The following is a 16,930-nucleotide window of genomic DNA, read 5'->3' on the forward strand; positions in this document are numbered from 1 at the left end:
GGGTTAATCTCTCAAAGGAATAGCACCGCCTTTGCCGCGCTGTATTTCCCCGGCTTTGTCATATAGTGGCAAGGTTGCAAGCTTACCTTCATGAAATTTGCCATCTATACAGCCTATTGTAACTAGCGTATCCGGTAGATTTCCAGGTTCAAGCATCAAGGCAATCCCTACACCCTGTTTTAAATAGGGTGATAAAGCACCTGCAGTCACTTTGCCAACTACATGGCCATCCCGTTTTATTTCGGCACCTATGTGTGGCTCCGCATTACACAAAACACCTATTAAACGGTTACTCTTAGATGCTTTTTTAAGTGCAGCCTTGCCAATAAAATCACCTTTATCTTGGTCAACAAACATGCCTAAGCCTACATCGAAGGGGGTGGTTGTATGATCAAAATCGGACCCTGCATTAAGTATCCCAGCTTCAATACGGCGTATATGCATCGAATCAAGCCCAAAAATATCAAGTCCAAATGGTGCACCTGCTCGCTTCAGGTGCTGCCACAAGGCATCAGCATCATGATGGGATTCAGTATAATACTCCCAGCCTAGCTCGTTGGTGTATCCGGTGCGCGTAATAACAACTTCTTGACCACCAAACTTAACCCGCGCCATGGCAAAGTAACCAAATGGCTCGGGCATGCCATCGTCACAAGCAGCCGCCAGCACTTTCATTGAATTGGGGCCTTGAACCTGTGATACAAATATCTTCGGATCCGTAATTTCAATATTTAATCCCACCGCATGAGCTCTAGCCCAGCTGTAGAAATCACCATCTGCTTGAGCGTACCAAAAACAGTCGTCAGCAACCCTCAACAGAATACCATCTACAATCAGGCCACCATCTTCATAACACGCAAGACCATATGCACAGCGCCCAGTTTTAAGCTTGGTCATGTCCTTGGTGAATAGCTTATCCATTAATAGCAGCGCATCCGCACCCTTAAACTGAAGTGGCAGTTCTCCTGTATTGAGTACAGCTACTTTTTGGCGTAGTAACCAATAGCCATCTTCAGTAGAACGATGGTCAAAAAAACAGGCCATTAGGCGTCGATTATAGACACAATAATGCGGCCCAAGTGGCTGTTCAATGTCATGATAACAATGCCTTGTTAAAGAGAAATCCCAGCCTGAACCGGCCATAGTAGTTACTAAATCTCGTGATTTACCGTCGCTAGAACCCATAGAAATCTCCTCGTAAGGCAATTCATGTTAGTTTGAATATGATTAATTTAACGCGTTAATCACTAGTTCCTGGAAGTGGTGTACGCCGTGCTCACTCAAATGACTGCGCTGGTCATCTACAACAAAACGCCCTTGGTTGTAGGCTAGAGACGAAAGGCCTTTTTGGACGCTTTCACACAGGCCAATGTCCTCTGGCTGCAGCACCTCATCTAAATAAGTAATAGCGTCTTGCGAAGCTTGATTGAGCTGCTTGCCTATGCCATGCCAGTCTAACGTTTCGTGGCATTGAGCTAGCCCATCTGGATGCATTTGTAACATGCTTATATTTGCATCCCCCGGCATGACCCAGATGGTCAAATTAGGCCAAACGAACCAAGCCGCGTAGCCAAAGGTTTGGTCTCCTTCGACTTTATATGCATTGCTGTTGCTATTACTGGGTTGATGCGAAATATGGCTGGAATAATAATCATGAGCTTTAGTTTTGTAGCTGGGCATATCTACCAAATCAACAAAATCTTTATGAGCTGGCTGGCAATGGTAGCACTCAAGGAAATTGTCCATCAATAATTTCCAGTTGGCCGCAACGGAATAATCAGCGTGATACTGGTGTTCTACCTCATCAATTTTTGGCACATAATACTTAATTTCATCTGCTAAGCCTGCATAAACTTGAGTCATTGCAGGTGCATTAGGATCTAGATTAACAAACACAAAGCCCAAAAAAAGCTCCAATTTGACGGTTTTAAGATTAAATTCTGGTTCACAGAATTGCTTTAAATCTTGCAGGTTACGCCCACGTAAAAACGTGCCTTGTTGATCAAAACACCAAGCATGGTAGGGACAAACGATAACGCGAGTATTGCCACAGCCTTCTAACAATTGATGACCTCTGTGGGGGCATACATTGAAAAAGGCACCCAACTCCCCTGCCTGATCCCTCATCACTAGAACCTCTTGCCCATGAAGACTGGCAGTTAAATAGTCGCCTTGTTGTTGTAATTGCGATGCATGACCAACATAAACCCACGATTTCCAAAAAATGGCTGCTTTTTCCTGCTTATAGATATCTGCGTCTGTGTAAAAGCGAGAAGGCAGGGTATAAGACGCTTGCGGATCATTCGTAAAAGGCTGTTCTAGAGGTTTTTGGGGGTGTATAAGCGCCATAAGATCACTTCTTTTATTAATTATCATTTGTGACAACTTATACTTTTGGTTTAAAATTGTCAAACATGATTATTTACTACCCTTGAGCGAATGAACTATGGCACGCCCATCCCTTCAAGCTGAACGCCAACAAAGCATTATGGCTGCGTTTACTCGATGCATCAGTAAACTTGGTCTCGAAGCAGCATCTCTTGATGAAATAGCAAAAGAAGCCGGTATGCAGCGCAGCTTAGTGCGCCATTTTGCAGGTAACCGAGAGGACTTAGTCAATCAAGTTGCTGATTATGTAGCGAGCAAGTTTGAGAATATATGGCGACAACAGGAACACTCCCATCGAGAAGACCTCACAAATGAGTGGTTAGTCGATGTGCTGTTTAGCACCAAACCAGAGGCAGTGTACCGAACAATGCTACCCGCATTTTATGCTTTATTATCTGCCTCCCATCGCTACCCTACCGTCAGTGTTCGCATGACTCAGTGCTTTGAGCTCTATGTTGCTGACCTTAGCCTAGAGTTGCAGCGCAGGCATTCACAAGCAAGCTCAGATGACTGCCAACAGGTCGCCCTTGGCGTGATTAATATTTATTTTGCTTGGGATAGTTTGCGCGGCCTGGAATTAAATCCAACCTTAATACGTAACAATCAACAACTGATCAAACGCCTCCTTTCTAGCCTCAAATAAACGCCCAAGCAACACTAGCATGACTATGCTTACGAAGTAGTTCTAGCTCAAAAGGACGCCCCCCAGCTGGTGCCTTTTTTTATGTCTATATCTACTGCTATACTAGTTTCAATAATAACAAGAGTAGCCCTTATGAAGACTCATCACATCCTCATAGTAGAAGACGAAGCTATCACCCGAACTAAGCTTGCAGGCTACTTTGAGTCTGAGGGTTATCGCGTCACTGCTGTGAGCTGTGCTAGAGAAATGCGTCTTGTAATCAACCAAGAAGACATCAGCATGCTTCTTTTAGATATTAACCTGCCTGATGAAAGTGGTTTATTGCTGGCCCGCGAAGTAAGAGCCAAAAGCAGTATGGGTATCGTATTAGTCACTGGGAAAACTGACGATATAGACCGCATTGTTGGCCTAGAAATAGGTGCCGACGATTATGTGACTAAACCGTTTAACCCACGAGAACTTCTGGCACGAGTCACTAACCTGCTACGGCGCATTCATAGCCAAAGTGAAGAGCCTATACAACACAAATCCATCTATGCTTTTGATGGCTTATTATTAGATGCGTCTCGTCGCCATTTATTAGGCAGAGATCAACAAGAGGTTAAATTAACTAGAGCAGAATTCGAACTCTTATTTGTGTTTATGGCCCACCCTGGTCAAGTCCTTAATCGTGATCGTTTATTATCCCAAGTCACTCACCGCAGCTGGGATCCAAACGATCGCACCATAGATGTATTAATCATGCGTTTACGGCGAAAATTGGAACGTGACTATAAAAAACCCCTGCTGTTAACCACTGTTCATGGAGAAGGTTATTTGTTCAGTGGTTTAGACGAATCATAGCCCTAACACTAGATAATGTGTGCGGCGCTCCAATTGTTAAGGGCTTTTTGGGAAGCTTTTACCAGGTCTGGCAAATCTTCTAGAATCAAATCGATACTCGTAGGCTGACCATGCTTTGCTTGGCTTTCCAGCTGGTTAATCAATTGATGTAATGTCTCAAGTCCCAAACTACCCGCAGCATTTTTAAAATTGTGTGCTGAGTCACTTAGTTTCACCCAATCCTCTTGTTGCCGTGCAATTTCTAGTACCTCCATATTATCATTACAAGCTTGAGTGAAAAGGCTAACCATTTCTAACAAACAGGTTTTACCCAACACACTGAGGTCATCGTTAAGCAATTTTTCGTTAACTAACTGAATTTCTGCTTCATGAGGCATAGATACCAGCTTCTCCTGAGCTTGACTAACACCTAATAGCAAATCATTTAGCCGTTCTGGGTCTATGGGTTTGCCCACAAACCCATCTAGCCCTGAGCTTAAATAAGAATCAACCTCCTCTGGAAAAATATGTGCAGACATGGCGATAATTGGAATCTTTAGCCCCAAGCGTTTGTGAACTTGATGCATTCGCAGGGTAGTTTCAACACCGTCCATGCCGGGCATACTAATGTCCATTAAAATAATGTCGAAGTGGTTTTCTGCTAGCGCTAGAGCCTCAAACCCATTTTTGGCCAACGTCACTTTGTGTCCCTCATGGCTCAGATAACCTTCTACAACGATCCGACCAATCTCATTATCTTCTACCAACAATATATTCATACACGTTAAAACTGCGGCAGTCTCAGCGACACTAGGCGTTGAAGATATGTATTCTAAATCTGGCCAATAGGGTAATTCAAACCATACATTTGAGCCTTGTTTTACATCATTTTCAACGCGGCTACAAATGCCAATAGTGCCTTCCATGGCTTCCACCAAGGTTTTACAAATAGACAATCCTAAACCAGTGCCTCCAAAACGTCTCGAGGTGGATGCATCATATTGGGTAAACGGCTGAAACAGCGTCTGGCGCATGTCTTGTGGAATGCCTAAACCAGTATCTCTTACTTCAAAACGCAAGCGTTCAATTAAACTGTCGTCTTCAATCAAACTCACATAAAGCTCAATGTAGCCTACGCTGGTGAATTTAATGGCATTACCCAGTAAGTTAAATAATACTTGTTGGACCTTACCCTGATCACCTAAAAGGGTTTGTTGTCTAAGTTGCTGTGGGATATGCACGTCTAACTGCAGTCCTTTTTCAGCCGCTGCACCAGACATTAGGGCTATCATGTTCGCCTCTACCTTAACTAGCTGGTAGGGCAGATTTTCCATCTGCATATTCCCTTGCTCTACCTTGGCATAATCTAGGATGCCATTCAAAATACCTAATAAAGCTTCAGCAGCAGCCTGACTTAGGCCTATATATTCCGTTTGCTGAGTATCTAATTGTGTTTTTTGCAATAACCTTAAGGTGCCTAGCACACCACTTAAAGGTGTCCGTACCTCATGGCTCATAGTAGCTAAAAATGCGGTTTTAGCTTGGTTTGCTCGCTCTGCTTCCGTACGAGCAAGCTGATGCTTTCCAGCTGTCGCCAAAAGCTCCTGATTAAGCTGCTGAAGCTGTCCCGTGCGCATTTGGATCTCTTGTTCAAGCTCAGACTGATAGTTCCTTAGACGCAATTCTACAGCTTCTTGTTGCTGTTCTAGCTGCTGGCGAGCGCGGGCATTTTCTTTAAACACCTGCACAGTTTTAGCTAAGCGCCCTAGCTCATCATGGCCACTAATTTGCAATTGATAGTCTAAGTTGCCTTGAGCTACGGCTAAGAAGGCTTGGTTTAACTGGGTTAATCGATGGAAAAGATTACGTTTGACATAAAACCACAAAACACTGATTGCCACTACAGCTAAAATTAAACACGCTATCAGTAATATGTTGCGACCATTAGCTACCGCAGTGCGAGCTTCATCTGTAGCCTTCTGTACTTTTGCCCCTGCAGCTCTGCTAGCGCTGTCTGCTTGCTCATTAAATGCTTTAGTCAATTTAACACTGGCATTGTTCAATACCACTAATTGGTTGAGCACATTAATGTTACTTCGCTGCAAGGCAAATAGGTTATCTGCGGTAGTGGAGGCAATGTTAGTTTTCACCACCGACAGCAAATCTAACCCTTGCTGGCGGCGACCTGGGTCATTCACTTCGGCAACCCGGCGCTGAAGCACCACCATATTGAGTTGAATGTCCTGCTTAATTTTATATAACGCGGCTAAAGTGGTTTGTTTAGGCAGTAGGGTTAGCAAACCCATTAAGCTTGCAGAACGCTGGCGCAGTTCGTACATCCTGTCCATATGGTCTAAATCAACCTCAATGAGGCGATCAAAGGCAATATACAAAGCATCCTGCCCTGCGTCACTCTTGGCATCGGCTAAGTCATATAAACTAGACGCCACTGCCGTGGTCATGGTGTTCGCATTAGCTACCAAGGAGGTGCTGATATCATGAATCTTGCTCATTGCAAGTAAGGTTTTATTTTGTAGCACGCTCGCTTTTTGCAAATAGTCTAGTCGTCGTTCCACTAAACTAATTTGGCGCACTAAGTTATTACTGATATTCACGCTCATGCTCTGCAATACCAAGCTTTCAAAAGGGTAGTCGCTGGCGCCGCCAAGCCAAATAGATGAATCCCTGAGTTGCTGTAATTGATATTCGATAGTCGCAGTGATTTTTTTACGTTCAGGCTCATTAGTCACACCTAACAGTGCTGGGGCGGCGGTGGCTAAACTAGCGTTAATCTCTGTTAAGCTGTGGGCCGCAATAATACTGGGTATGGCCTCATCAATCACCGAGTTTTGTTTACTGGCCACCCGCTCATAACCCTGCCAACCAATTACGGCAGCAACTAATAACAAACTAATGGTTAAGATCATAGCCAACAGTAATTTACTGCCGACGCCAAGGTTGACAGCCATAGGCACTCAGAAGGTAGACTAACGTAGGCGTAAAATAACACAATACGCTCTAGTACCGCAGCCGATTTTCACCCTTAAATGTACCACCTGAGGTAGTTAACACCATGATTTTTCGTTTAACACACTGTTTAAGTTTAGTTTTCTGCTTTGGGATTAGTTTGCCCGCCTATGCAGTGTGGGACATTGTGGCGTGGGATCCACCATTTGATTATCAAGGTCAGATGCGGCCGTTGTTATACCAACCCATAGAAAAAGCCACTCAACCGTGGCACTTGTGTGTGACCTATCCTCACCTTAAAGACCCATACTGGCTTAGTGTCAACTACGGAATGGTGGAAGAAGTGAAGCGTCTAGGCGTTAACATGACGGTTCTCGAAGCTGGAGGTTACCCTCAACTAAGTACCCAAATAGAGCAGCTTAAGCATTGCACCAACTCTGCCAGTGATGCCATTATTGTGGGTACAGTGTCTTTTAACGGGCTGTCGCCTAGTATTCGCAAAATTGCGCAAACCACTCCCGTTGTGGCAGCTGTCAACGACATTGAAAACATAGGCATAAGTGCTAAAGCAGCCGTTTCTTGGTACAGCATGGGGGAAAAAGTAGGGCAGTACCTTGCCCAACGTCACCCCATCAAAGGGGACAATGAGGCTAAGGTAGCGTGGTTTCCTGGCCCAAAAGAATCGGGTTGGGTGAAATTTATTGATGACGGCTTTCACGATGGCATTGCTGGTTCAGGAGTGCAGATAGTCGCAGTGAAATGGGGGGATACTGGTAAGGAAATTCAACGTAATTTGCTCCAAGAAGTACTAGAAGAGACTAGTGATTTTGATTACATTGTGGGCACAGCACTTACAGCAGATGTGGCCGTCAGCGAACTACTTAGCCGCAATTTACGTGGTAAAATTGATATTGTATCGACCTACTTTACCCATAATGTATTTCGCGGTATTAAGCGGGGGCACATTTTAGCTGCACCCACAGATTCACCTGTGTTGCAGGGCCGTTTAGCCGTCGATCAGGCTGTGCGCATTCTTGAAGGAAAGCTGACAGAGCGCCACCTTAGTCCACGAATAGTTATGATAGATCAATACAACGTAGGCCAGTTCAATACTGAAAATTCACTAGCACCTGCCTCTTTCTGGCCTACTTTTGAAGTTATTTCAGACTAAGGAGCAAGAAAAGCTAACTTAAAGCGCATGTTTTCAATACGTGGTTGCAGCCTTGCTCCAAACTGGGCAACAGTGGTTTCCCACTGATTTGTTGGCACCGCCACGAATATGCCTTTTTGTTGAATGGCTAAGTTTTCAAGCTGGTCTAGCTGAACAGGTTTAGCCTTGTCATGGCTATAAAAGCGGGCAGAGAACTCTAACTTAGAGCCAAGATAGTAAAGCCTGGACCAATTATGGTTATCACCATTTTGGGGTTGTTGTGCAACATATTCAGCGATCCGCTTTTCGGTTTTCATCAAATCATTGTTATTTGCAACCAACACACTAAATACTAGCCCAGCAACAGGCATAAACCACATGACTAGGTTGAAGCCAAGCTGACGCCATTGTTTACCATTATTGAGTTTCACCATAGCCCAACCCATTAAGAAGGCAAACGCTGGCATCGATGGAAGCACATAGGTCCAGATAACATTGCCAGCAGGGGTGAAAAATACAGGTGTTACCAACGCCCATAACAACGCATAAATGACCACTGGCTGCTTAACAGCATGCCATACTGTTAGGCGCCAGCTTGTTCTAAACATATGGCCTATTAATAAAAGTAGAGCTAGTGGCCCCCAAGGTAAAGACCCCGCTAACCAGTGCAACCAAATCATACCTTTTGGTTCTTTGTGCGCATGACCATATAAATCACCCACCCAACCTGGGTCTACAAAGCGCATAAAATGCTCGCCTACAATAAAGTAGTTAATAAACCCTGGGGTTTTTAATTCAGCTAATATGTACCATGGTAAGGCGATAATTAAGGTTAATAAAGTACCCTTAACCCAAGGCATAGCCCGTAAGTAAAACATCAGTTTACCCTGCAGCAATACCCATAAACCGATAGGTGCACCGCTAATCACTATTGCCAGAGGGCCTTTGGCTAACAAACCAATACCTAAACCAATAAAAAACCCATAACGCCAATACCAGACATTCTCTTTAGGTGCCAAATAAAACGCCACCATAGACCAAGTGGTTCCCAACGCCAAGTAGGGGTCTGTCATCACCGTGCCTGCTGCTAAAAAGGTGAGTACCATGCCGCAGTACACCACTGAACTCGCATAGGCAACATGGGGATTAACTACAGAAGCAGCAAGCCGCCAAAGCATCCATACCGTGGCTAAAAACGCCAAAAGTGCAGGTAGCCGGCCAGCAAATTCGTTGATGCCAAATAGCTTAAACGAAATAGCTTGGGCCCAGAAAGACAGAGGTGGTTTTCCCCAAAAAGGCACACCTGGTTCAAACCACGGAGTGATCCAGTCATTCGTGGTCATCATTAACCGGGCTATTTCAGCGTACCTAGGCTCTGTAGTATCAGCAAATGGCACCACTACCATGGCGATGATGCGCACCAATAATAAGGCACCTAATAACCAAATGATATTAGTCCTTTGTAACATTAATTGGTGTCCCTTCTAATGCTATAGATGTGTGTTTACTAGGTCTTTGCACAGACTTTTGCACCACATCTTGAATAATAAATAGTGGCCGTTGTTTGGCCTCGAAATAGGTTTTTCCCACATACTCACCCAACACACCTATGGAGAGTAATTGCACCCCTCCTAAAAAAGTAATCATGGCGATAATGGTTGGAAATCCAGCAGAGTCATTACCAAAAAGGAGCGCTTCAACCACGATCCAAGCACCATAAAAGCCACCTAATGCTGCCGTCACAAGGCCCAGCAGCACCATAGCCCTGAGTGGCGCAACAGAAAAAGACGTAATTCCTTCAAAGGCCAAGCCAAATAAGTTGAAATAGTTCCACTTGGTTTCTCCTGCAGCACGATCGGCCACATCATACTCCATCACATGAGTGGGATAACCCACCCAAGCAAATAAGCCTTTCATGTATCGATTACGCTCTGGTAACTGGTTAAGTGAATCCAGTGATCTACGACTCATGAGGCGAAAATCTCCAGTATCTTCAGGGATGCTCATAGGGCCAGTAATACGATTCATAATACGATAATAAATATATGAACCCGATTTCTTAACCCACGACTCCCCCTCTCGATTAAGCCGCTTCATAGCCACTATGTCAGCGCCATCACGCCATTTCTCTAGCATTTCTGGAATCAATTCTGGAGGGTTTTGTAAATCTGCGTCGAGCACAATTATAACATCCCCCCCGGCTTGCTCTAAACCAGCAGACAAGGCAGCCTCTTTACCAAAGTTACGAGATAAAATAACAGCTTTTACACATTCATCATGTTGCGCTTGTTGGACCAGGTAACTAGCACTAGCATCCTTACTACCATCATCTACCATCACTATTTCATAGGCTAAGTTAATGCTATGCATAACTTTTCTTACACGTTCAAACAATAGCGGCAAAACTTCAATTTCGTTATACACAGGAATTACTAAGGAAATCATGGGAGTGGCAACAATTGGATCTACCTTAGTTGTTCCACTAGGTGTTTGATTTTGCACGGAACACTACCTTTTTATACAACAGAAAATTAACTACCATGACCACAGCTGTAGTGGCCACCTGGGCCACCAACGGGTCTAGAAAAACGTCACCGTAAAGGCTATAGAACAGTACTAAGTTTAGCAGCCAACTCACCAACACAGCTGGAGCATAAGCTAACAGCGCTTGTTTATGTTGGCGCTTAGTTTTAAAAGTGAAAAAATATTGTAAAAAATAATTCACGATAGCGCCTAAAAAAGCACCAATACTAGACGCCAGCACAGCGTCTACTTGAAGAAGAATTAAGCCCCATAATGCAGCCCAGTGGACTGCTGTAGCAATACCACCACTTACCAAAAAGCGAAGTACCAACTTAACAAGTGTTAACAACGATGCTGCGTTTGCCATCTAAAGGGCCAAATATGAATTCTAGTAAGGCTAAGAGTGCAAAATTATAAAATAATTCCCCCGCCAGAACAATCAATCAATACACCAACCATAGACCGTGCTCACCCGCATGTTATATAGTGCGGCGATATTAAATTAGGAATAGGTTCCAGGCCATGAGTAAAACTCAAAATTTACTATTAATCGCGTGCTTAGCACTCGTTACAGTATTGAGTACCTATGTCTATTTAGCCAAAGAGAATAACGCCACTAAAAACAATATTACCCAGTGGTATAGTCAGGGCCAGGTGAACCAAGGGAAAGCTTTATATGCAAACCACTGCGCTGCATGTCATGGCGACCAAGGTCAAGGGGCGCTAAACTGGACACAAGCTGATGCTGCGGGCATCCGCCCGGCACCCCCCTTAAATGGTAGTGGCCACGCTTGGCATCATTCTTTAGCAGATTTAACCCACACAGTCATCCAAGGCCGCGGCGCCATGCCAGCTTGGAAAGACACCCTTACAGAAGAAGAAATTATGGCTACTTTAGCTTGGGCTCAAAGCCTATGGCCAGCCACAATCTACACTGCTTGGTCACAGGCAAACCCATGACTCAATTAGTTGCACCCAGTGCAACAATCCCCAACCACTTGTATCGTAATGGGGCCATCATGGTCATTATGTGCGGCCTATTGTGGAGTACTGCTGGTGTTGGCGTGCGTTATATCAGTGAGGCATCAGGCTGGCATATTGTTTTCTTTCGCTCTATTGGGTTAATCATTACTATATTTACAGTAATGGCGTGGCGTAACAAAGGTGACCTCATAACCCCTTTAAAGCGTACCAATAAGCTTAGCCTGCTAGCTGGCGTCTTTTTGGGCGCTTCATTTTTTGGCAACATTTTTGCACTTCTCCATACTAGTGTAGCCAACGTCACCTTTCTGTTGAGTTCATCACCATTTATTGCTGCCTTGCTGGGATGGTTTATCCTCGGTGAGCGCGTTAAAAACCGCACTTGGGCCGCCATTGCGCTCACTAGCGTGGGCGTTAGCGTGATGGTTGGTAATGCCCTAAGTGGCGACGGTATTATCGGTATGGCTTTTGCACTCATGATGGCAGTTTTTTATGCTGCATTTAGCGTAATCTTTCGCCGCGGCAAAGGCAGCGATATGTTGCCTGCAGCAGTGGTTGGTGGCTTGTTCTCCATGCTCGTAGCGGCTGTCGCTATTGACGATTTTGCTATCAGCTGGGTAGACCTTAGTATTTGTTTAGCTCTGGGTGTTTTTCAAATGGGATTAGCCCTGGTGTTATTTATTTCTGGGTCAAAACACGTTTCTGCAGCAGAGCTAACCTTGCTAACAATGCTTGAAGTGATATTAAGCCCTATTTGGGTTTGGTTTTTGTTTAATGAGCACCCCGGTAATTGGACGTTAGTTGGTGGTAGCATAATTATGCTGGGCGTTATGGTACAAGCCATTGGCGCCCGCCGCAGTGACGCTCAACCCCAAGTGCTCTAGCTAGTTGCGGGGGCTAGGCTTAAACAAACGTAATCGGTTAGCATTAGTCACCACGGTGACCGATGATAGGGACATAGCCAAGGCAGCTATCATAGGGCTAAGTAACATGCCTGTGAGAGGAAAAAACACACCTGCCGCTATAGGAATACCTAGGGTGTTATAAGTAAATGCGCCCCATAAGTTTTGTTTGATATTGCGCAACGTAGCGTGGCTTAATTCAATGGCATCTGCAACACCATGCAGGGAGCTATTGAGTAAGCACAGATCTGCGCTCTCAATCGCCACATCAGTGCCCTGACCCATAGAAAAGCTGACATTAGCTTGGCTTAAAGCGGGAGCGTCGTTGATTCCATCACCTACCATAGCAACTACTTGGCCCTGCTCCTGTAGCTGTTTGATCTTATTTAATTTATCCTCAGGCATAAGGTCTGCGGCATAGTCATCCACATCGACCAAACGAGCCACCCTTTGCGCTGTTGCCTGGCTGTCTCCCGTTAACATCATAACTTTAATGCCCTCAGCTTTAAGGCGTTTTACAGCGTTCACACTATCTTGCTTCAAGGCATCTTCAAGTGCGAATGCGCCTACTAGTTTATCTTTATGGGCGAGTAATACGATGCTTCTGGCCTCCTTTTCCTGCGCATTTAACCATACTTTTGCAGTGCTAATATCAACCTTATGAGCCTGCATTAGCTTCACATTACCCATAATAAAGTCACCCTTCACCACACCCATGCCCTGTACCGAAGTAAAGTGCTTGGCACTTGGTACTGCCGCGGATAAATCTGGTACTCGAAGGGGCTGGTGCTCTCGGCAATAGGCCACGATAGCTAACCCAATAGGATGTTCGGATGAGTGTTCTATCGCTTCGGCAATCGCTAAATTCTGTGCTTTATCTGCCCCATTAAAGACCACATGCTCTTCAACGCTTGGGCGACCCTGAGTAATCGTACCGGTTTTATCTAACACCACCCAGTGGATGTTACTCGCTTGCTGCAGTGCTTCAGCATTACGCACCAATATCCCTAATTGTGCAGCTTTACCTACACCAATCATCACTGAAATAGGGGTAGCCAAGCCCAACGCACACGGGCACGCAATAATAAGGACTGATATGGCACTAACGAAACTATAAGTGAGCGCAGGTTGAGGGCCAAAAAAATACCATGCTATTGCGGTTATCACGGCGATAATAATCACCACAGGTACAAAAATGGCAGCCACTTTATCGGCTAGCTGGCTGATCGACGGTTTACTGTTCTGTGCTTGTCGAACCATTTCAACAATGCGCGCTAAAGCAGTATCTTTGCCCACTCGAGTGGCTTCATATACAACGCTACCTTGGCCGTTAATAGCACCCGACACCAACTCGTCAGCCAGCTGTTTGAGCACTGGCATAGGCTCACCTGTAAGCATGGCTTCATCAAAGTAACTTTCTCCCTGAGTCACTTTGCCATCTACCGGCACCCGTTCACCTGGTTTAATACGTAACAAGTCTCCCACCTTAACTTGGACAATATTGACCTGCACTTCAGCTTCCATCATTATGCCGCCAGAACCCACCAAACAGGCATGACTCGGGCGCAGGCCAAGCAAATTTTTAAGACTAGATTGGGTTTTAAGACGGGCACGCATCTCTAACACTTGACCTAGGTTAACTAGGCCAATAATCATCACGGCAGCTTCAAAATAAACCCCACGAGCAGCCTCTGGGAACATGCTCGGTCGGTAGACCACTAAGATAGAATACAGCCAAGCAGCACTGGTCCCTATAGCGATCAAAGTATCCATGTTGGCATGGCCAGACTTAAGCGCCTTAAAGCCACTTTTGAAAAAATGCTCACCCGTCATTATCATAATTGCCAAGGTAAGCCAGCCAACAGCGCGCAGTATAAACGGGTCGCCGATCTCCATGCCAAATAACATTAAGCCAACACCTAAGCCAACGCCCGAAGCAGCATACCAAGATCGGCTCTTCAACAGTTGACGTAACGCTTTGGTTTGCTGTTCCTCAGCTACGGCAGGGTCTTCTATGACCGTCGCATCGTAACCTGCCTCTTGTACCGCTTTAATAAGCTGATGCACATCTCCACCACTTACTTCTGCAGTGCGGCTAGCAAAGTTTACTTGGGCAGCCGCCACACCCGGGGCCTGATTCAGAGCCTTTTCTATACGCCTTACGCAGCCAGCACAAGTCACTCCAGATAGTGTTAACTGTGTAATCGTGTCTTGTGCGGTATTAGTCATGGCTGTTAACCTCCATTGTTGGCGTGTTCCAATCTTCAATTAGGTGACATATGTGGTGCCCATCAGGTACGCCGTCTGGCATGGTCTGCCACTGTTCCAATGCAACCTGCATACGAGCCATTTGTTTTTCTAAAAAGCGTATTTTTTCTGCTACCAAAGGCACTCGTTGGCGTAGCATATCTCGCACCATAGGGCAGGGGGAGTCGCCTTTAGTCGTATGTTGTAAGATAGACTGTATGTCTTTTAAGCTAAACCCCAAAGACCGAGACTGACTGATAAAGGCCAGTCGTTGCAACGCATCTTGGTCAAACAGCTGGTAACCGTTGTGAGGATCTCGTTGCGCTTCTAACAACCCCAAACGGCTATAATATCGCACAGTTTCAGCACTCACTTGCGCTGTTTTAGCGAGCTGACTTACAGTTTTCATGCACTGTCTCCTGTAGTTACCTATGGGTATATTATATAGAACCACATTATAGAACCTGGGTGTTACACATAGGTCAAGGGTTGTTCAATAAATACAGGTATGTTGCAAGCGCCTCTATGTCTTCAGTTGTCATTTTTCCTGTCGTATTTTCAAGGACATGACTCATACTTCCACCCAGGAAATCGCCTTCTGGCGTCATCCCTATTTCTAAGGAAAATGCGATATCTTCTTTAGTCCACGTGCCAAAGCCTGCCTCACTCACACCAAGTAACGGCGGCACACTTTCCCCTTCAGGTCCCTGTTTGTTGCCCACCAGGCCAGCTTCTACTTGCAAGCCACCGATGAAATTTCTTGGGCTATGGCATTGAGTACAATGGCTAGGTCCATTAGCAAGATAACCCCCTCTATTCCACATGGCACTTTGATTAGGGTCTGGCACCCACTTATTTGTGGTATTGAGAAGCTTCCAAATACCTAAAAGTGTGCGTTGATTATAAGGGAATTTTAATTTGTGCGGCAGCGTAGACTTAGACACAGGCTCTTGTGCATCCAAGTACGACTTAAGGTCAAGCAAATCCTGTTCTAGCATATTTACGTACGATGTATATGGAAATGCTGGATAATAATGTTCTCCTTTAGGGCTTACCCCTTCGCGCATGGCTTTAATAAATTGTGCATTACTCCATCCCCCAATACCGTGCTGGTTATCCGGACTAATGTTAGGGCCAATAAAGACACCAAATGGGGTGACCAACTCCACACCACCTGCCAAAGGCTGGTCCTGAGTATGGCACGAGGCACAACCACCAATGTGAAACACATACTCCCCACGAGATATTGCCTCTTCTTGTGATGTTGTGGCAGCGAATGTTGGTGTAACAAGCAGCGCAAAACCAGATGATGCCAGTATAATAAATAAATACTTGATTCGTTTCACGGTGTTTACTTCTTTTTCCGATAGGCTTTATGGCACGCTTTACAACCACCGCTAAGCTTTACAAATTGCTTAGTAAGCGGGCGCAGTTCCCCGCCCTCTTGGGCCATTTGGACAAGGTCTTCAGCGTCAGTTTTTGTTCGAATACTAATACTCACAAAATCGTCCCACTGCTGCCAAATAGCGGGAGAGGCTTCACTCATATCTTGCTCTAATCCTTGAGTAAATAAAGATGGAATCATGTCGCTGTGTCCCACAATAATGCCACCATTTTCTGTGAACAGTGCCGGATCAAATCCTTGTTTACCTTTCACCACTAACGCCATCGCTTTCATAGCATCAGCCATGTCAGACATGGCCCCCATGCGCTGTTTAACAACACCTGTTGCGCCTTCATGAGCACTTACGGCGGGGACGCTCGATAGGCCTACGACCATCATAACAATAGCCGTTGTTTTTTTTGCTATAATCATCATTATTTTCTCTATAAAATCATTTTAGACTGCGTGAACTTAGGCATTAACTCATCCAATAAAACTACATTTTATGGACCACAGTGGTAATACCATTTTGCTGCTGAACTTCGCGAATAAACTTCATTAAAAAAACCAAGTCACCAAAAGCAATGTGCTTTTGTGGAGGCATATCACCAAATTTCCAATGGTGCTGCCGCACCCCATTACGCACGGCATTAGTAAAGGATTTATTTGCATGATGCCCGGGGTTATAGATGTTGTGGATCAACGGTGGGCCCCCAATACCACCTGCGGCATTTACACCATGGCAGGATGCACAGCTAGTGTTAAACACAACCTGGCCTTTAGTAGCCATAGGTGATAAGTCATCAATTTTGACATCTACGTGACTTTTTTTATGGCCTGCATAAAGAGAACTCACCATGAGAAACCCTGATAATAGGATTATTATTACGTTATATTTTCTGTTCATTTTTACCTAATAATGA

16 protein-coding genes are annotated in these 16,930 nt (G+C 45.0%); 5 read left to right on the top strand and 11 right to left on the bottom strand.

The annotated features are described in order from the left end of the window. Positions 1 to 3: 3 nt before the first annotated feature. Together ABXT60_RS12950 and ABXT60_RS12955 are read right to left on the bottom strand one after the other, a co-directional pair. Positions 4 to 1,185, bottom strand: a complete 1,182-nt coding sequence (locus ABXT60_RS12950; protein ID WP_443630508.1) for an aminomethyltransferase family protein — start codon at positions 1,183 to 1,185, stop codon at positions 4 to 6. 42 nt (positions 1,186 to 1,227) lie between these two features. After that, positions 1,228 to 2,349, bottom strand: a complete 1,122-nt coding sequence (locus tag ABXT60_RS12955) for an aromatic ring-hydroxylating oxygenase subunit alpha (protein ID WP_443630509.1) — start codon at positions 2,347 to 2,349, stop codon at positions 1,228 to 1,230. A gap of 97 nt (positions 2,350 to 2,446) precedes the next feature. Here ABXT60_RS12955 and ABXT60_RS12960 point away from each other — a divergent pair, with 97 nt between their 5' ends. Together ABXT60_RS12960 and torR are read left to right on the top strand one after the other, a co-directional pair. Then, a complete protein-coding gene (locus tag ABXT60_RS12960) occupies positions 2,447 to 3,031 on the top strand; it encodes a TetR/AcrR family transcriptional regulator (protein WP_443630510.1) in 585 nt (194 codons plus the stop codon). 132 nt (positions 3,032 to 3,163) lie between these two features. After that, entirely contained in the window at positions 3,164 to 3,874 is a 711-nt protein-coding gene (torR, locus tag ABXT60_RS12965) for a two-component system response regulator TorR (RefSeq protein ID WP_443630511.1), read from the top strand. Between the two features lie 8 nt (positions 3,875 to 3,882). Here torR and torS read toward each other — a convergent pair whose 3' ends face one another. Next, positions 3,883 to 6,822, bottom strand: a complete 2,940-nt coding sequence (gene torS, locus ABXT60_RS12970; RefSeq protein ID WP_443630512.1) for a TMAO reductase system sensor histidine kinase/response regulator TorS — start codon at positions 6,820 to 6,822, stop codon at positions 3,883 to 3,885. A 158-nt stretch (positions 6,823 to 6,980) separates the two neighbouring features. On the opposite strand from torS, the gene torT reads away from it, so the two are divergent. Then, a complete protein-coding gene (gene torT, locus ABXT60_RS12975) occupies positions 6,981 to 7,991 on the top strand; it encodes a TMAO reductase system periplasmic protein TorT (protein ID WP_443630513.1) in 1,011 nt (336 codons plus the stop codon). Here the strand turns inward: torT and ABXT60_RS12980 are convergent. Genes ABXT60_RS12980 through ABXT60_RS12990 form a run of 3 tightly spaced genes read right to left on the bottom strand, consistent with a single transcriptional unit; the run spans position 7,988 to position 10,860 of the window. Continuing rightward, on the bottom strand, positions 7,988 to 9,439 hold the full coding sequence (locus ABXT60_RS12980; RefSeq protein ID WP_443630514.1) for an ArnT family glycosyltransferase: 1,452 nt from the start codon (positions 9,437 to 9,439) through the stop codon (positions 7,988 to 7,990). The genes torT and ABXT60_RS12980 overlap by 4 nt on opposite strands. Next, positions 9,423 to 10,472 (bottom strand): glycosyltransferase family 2 protein, encoded by a 1,050-nt coding sequence (locus tag ABXT60_RS12985; protein ID WP_443630515.1) that lies wholly within the window; start codon positions 10,470 to 10,472, stop codon positions 9,423 to 9,425. Before ABXT60_RS12985 ends, ABXT60_RS12980 begins: the two co-directional genes overlap by 17 nt. Beyond that, positions 10,453 to 10,860: a GtrA family protein gene (locus ABXT60_RS12990; protein ID WP_443630516.1), complete on the bottom strand. Its 408-nt coding sequence runs from the start codon at positions 10,858 to 10,860 to the stop codon at positions 10,453 to 10,455. Before ABXT60_RS12990 ends, ABXT60_RS12985 begins: the two co-directional genes overlap by 20 nt. Before the next feature lie 155 nt (positions 10,861 to 11,015). On the opposite strand from ABXT60_RS12990, the gene ABXT60_RS12995 reads away from it, so the two are divergent. Together ABXT60_RS12995 and ABXT60_RS13000 are read left to right on the top strand one after the other, a co-directional pair. Next, positions 11,016 to 11,453, top strand: a complete 438-nt coding sequence (locus ABXT60_RS12995) for a c-type cytochrome (RefSeq protein ID WP_443630517.1) — start codon at positions 11,016 to 11,018, stop codon at positions 11,451 to 11,453. Next, the gene (locus ABXT60_RS13000) at positions 11,450 to 12,358 is read left to right on the top strand and encodes a DMT family transporter (protein WP_443630518.1); all 909 of its coding nucleotides are present in this window, start codon (positions 11,450 to 11,452) and stop codon (positions 12,356 to 12,358) included. Before ABXT60_RS12995 ends, ABXT60_RS13000 begins: the two co-directional genes overlap by 4 nt. On the opposite strand, the gene ABXT60_RS13005 is transcribed toward ABXT60_RS13000, so the two are convergent. The 5 genes from ABXT60_RS13005 to ABXT60_RS13025 form a co-directional block, all read right to left on the bottom strand. After that, positions 12,359 to 14,605: a heavy metal translocating P-type ATPase gene (locus ABXT60_RS13005; protein WP_443630519.1), complete on the bottom strand. Its 2,247-nt coding sequence runs from the start codon at positions 14,603 to 14,605 to the stop codon at positions 12,359 to 12,361. Beyond that, entirely contained in the window at positions 14,598 to 15,032 is a 435-nt protein-coding gene (locus tag ABXT60_RS13010) for a MerR family transcriptional regulator (protein ID WP_443630520.1), read from the bottom strand. The genes ABXT60_RS13005 and ABXT60_RS13010 overlap by 8 nt, the downstream gene beginning before the upstream one ends. Positions 15,033 to 15,105: 73 nt before the next feature. After that, positions 15,106 to 15,969: a c-type cytochrome gene (locus tag ABXT60_RS13015; protein WP_443630521.1), complete on the bottom strand. Its 864-nt coding sequence runs from the start codon at positions 15,967 to 15,969 to the stop codon at positions 15,106 to 15,108. Positions 15,970 to 15,974: 5 nt separating this feature from the next. Next, the gene (locus tag ABXT60_RS13020; RefSeq protein WP_443630522.1) at positions 15,975 to 16,442 is read right to left on the bottom strand and encodes a c-type cytochrome; all 468 of its coding nucleotides are present in this window, start codon (positions 16,440 to 16,442) and stop codon (positions 15,975 to 15,977) included. Between the two features lie 61 nt (positions 16,443 to 16,503). Next, positions 16,504 to 16,866: a c-type cytochrome gene (locus ABXT60_RS13025; protein WP_443630523.1), complete on the bottom strand. Its 363-nt coding sequence runs from the start codon at positions 16,864 to 16,866 to the stop codon at positions 16,504 to 16,506. Positions 16,867 to 16,930 lie beyond the last annotated feature (64 nt).

Origin of the sequence: Candidatus Njordibacter sp. Uisw_056 (assembly GCF_047730085.1) — a bacterium.
GTDB lineage: Bacteria > Pseudomonadota > Gammaproteobacteria > Pseudomonadales > Balneatricaceae > Njordibacter.

Bases quoted from the DNA above. Each gene is read 5' to 3' on its own strand.
- ABXT60_RS12990 (WP_443630516.1), bottom strand. From the start codon at position 10,860: ATGGCAAACGCAGCATCGTTGTTAACACTTGTTAAGTTGGTACTTCGC.
- ABXT60_RS13010 (WP_443630520.1), bottom strand. From the start codon at position 15,032: ATGAAAACTGTAAGTCAGCTCGCTAAAACAGCGCAAGTGAGTGCTGAA.
- ABXT60_RS12950 (WP_443630508.1), bottom strand. From the start codon at position 1,185: ATGGGTTCTAGCGACGGTAAATCACGAGATTTAGTAACTACTATGGCC.
- torR (WP_443630511.1), top strand. From the start codon at position 3,164: ATGAAGACTCATCACATCCTCATAGTAGAAGACGAAGCTATCACCCGA.
- ABXT60_RS12955 (WP_443630509.1), bottom strand. From the start codon at position 2,349: ATGGCGCTTATACACCCCCAAAAACCTCTAGAACAGCCTTTTACGAAT.
- ABXT60_RS13000 (WP_443630518.1), top strand. From the start codon at position 11,450: ATGACTCAATTAGTTGCACCCAGTGCAACAATCCCCAACCACTTGTAT.
- ABXT60_RS13005 (WP_443630519.1), bottom strand. From the start codon at position 14,605: ATGACTAATACCGCACAAGACACGATTACACAGTTAACACTATCTGGA.
- ABXT60_RS13020 (WP_443630522.1), bottom strand. From the start codon at position 16,442: ATGATGATTATAGCAAAAAAAACAACGGCTATTGTTATGATGGTCGTA.
- ABXT60_RS12995 (WP_443630517.1), top strand. From the start codon at position 11,016: ATGAGTAAAACTCAAAATTTACTATTAATCGCGTGCTTAGCACTCGTT.
- ABXT60_RS13025 (WP_443630523.1), bottom strand. From the start codon at position 16,866: ATGGTGAGTTCTCTTTATGCAGGCCATAAAAAAAGTCACGTAGATGTC.
- ABXT60_RS12960 (WP_443630510.1), top strand. From the start codon at position 2,447: ATGGCACGCCCATCCCTTCAAGCTGAACGCCAACAAAGCATTATGGCT.
- ABXT60_RS12980 (WP_443630514.1), bottom strand. From the start codon at position 9,439: ATGTTACAAAGGACTAATATCATTTGGTTATTAGGTGCCTTATTATTG.
- torS (WP_443630512.1), bottom strand. From the start codon at position 6,822: ATGGCTGTCAACCTTGGCGTCGGCAGTAAATTACTGTTGGCTATGATC.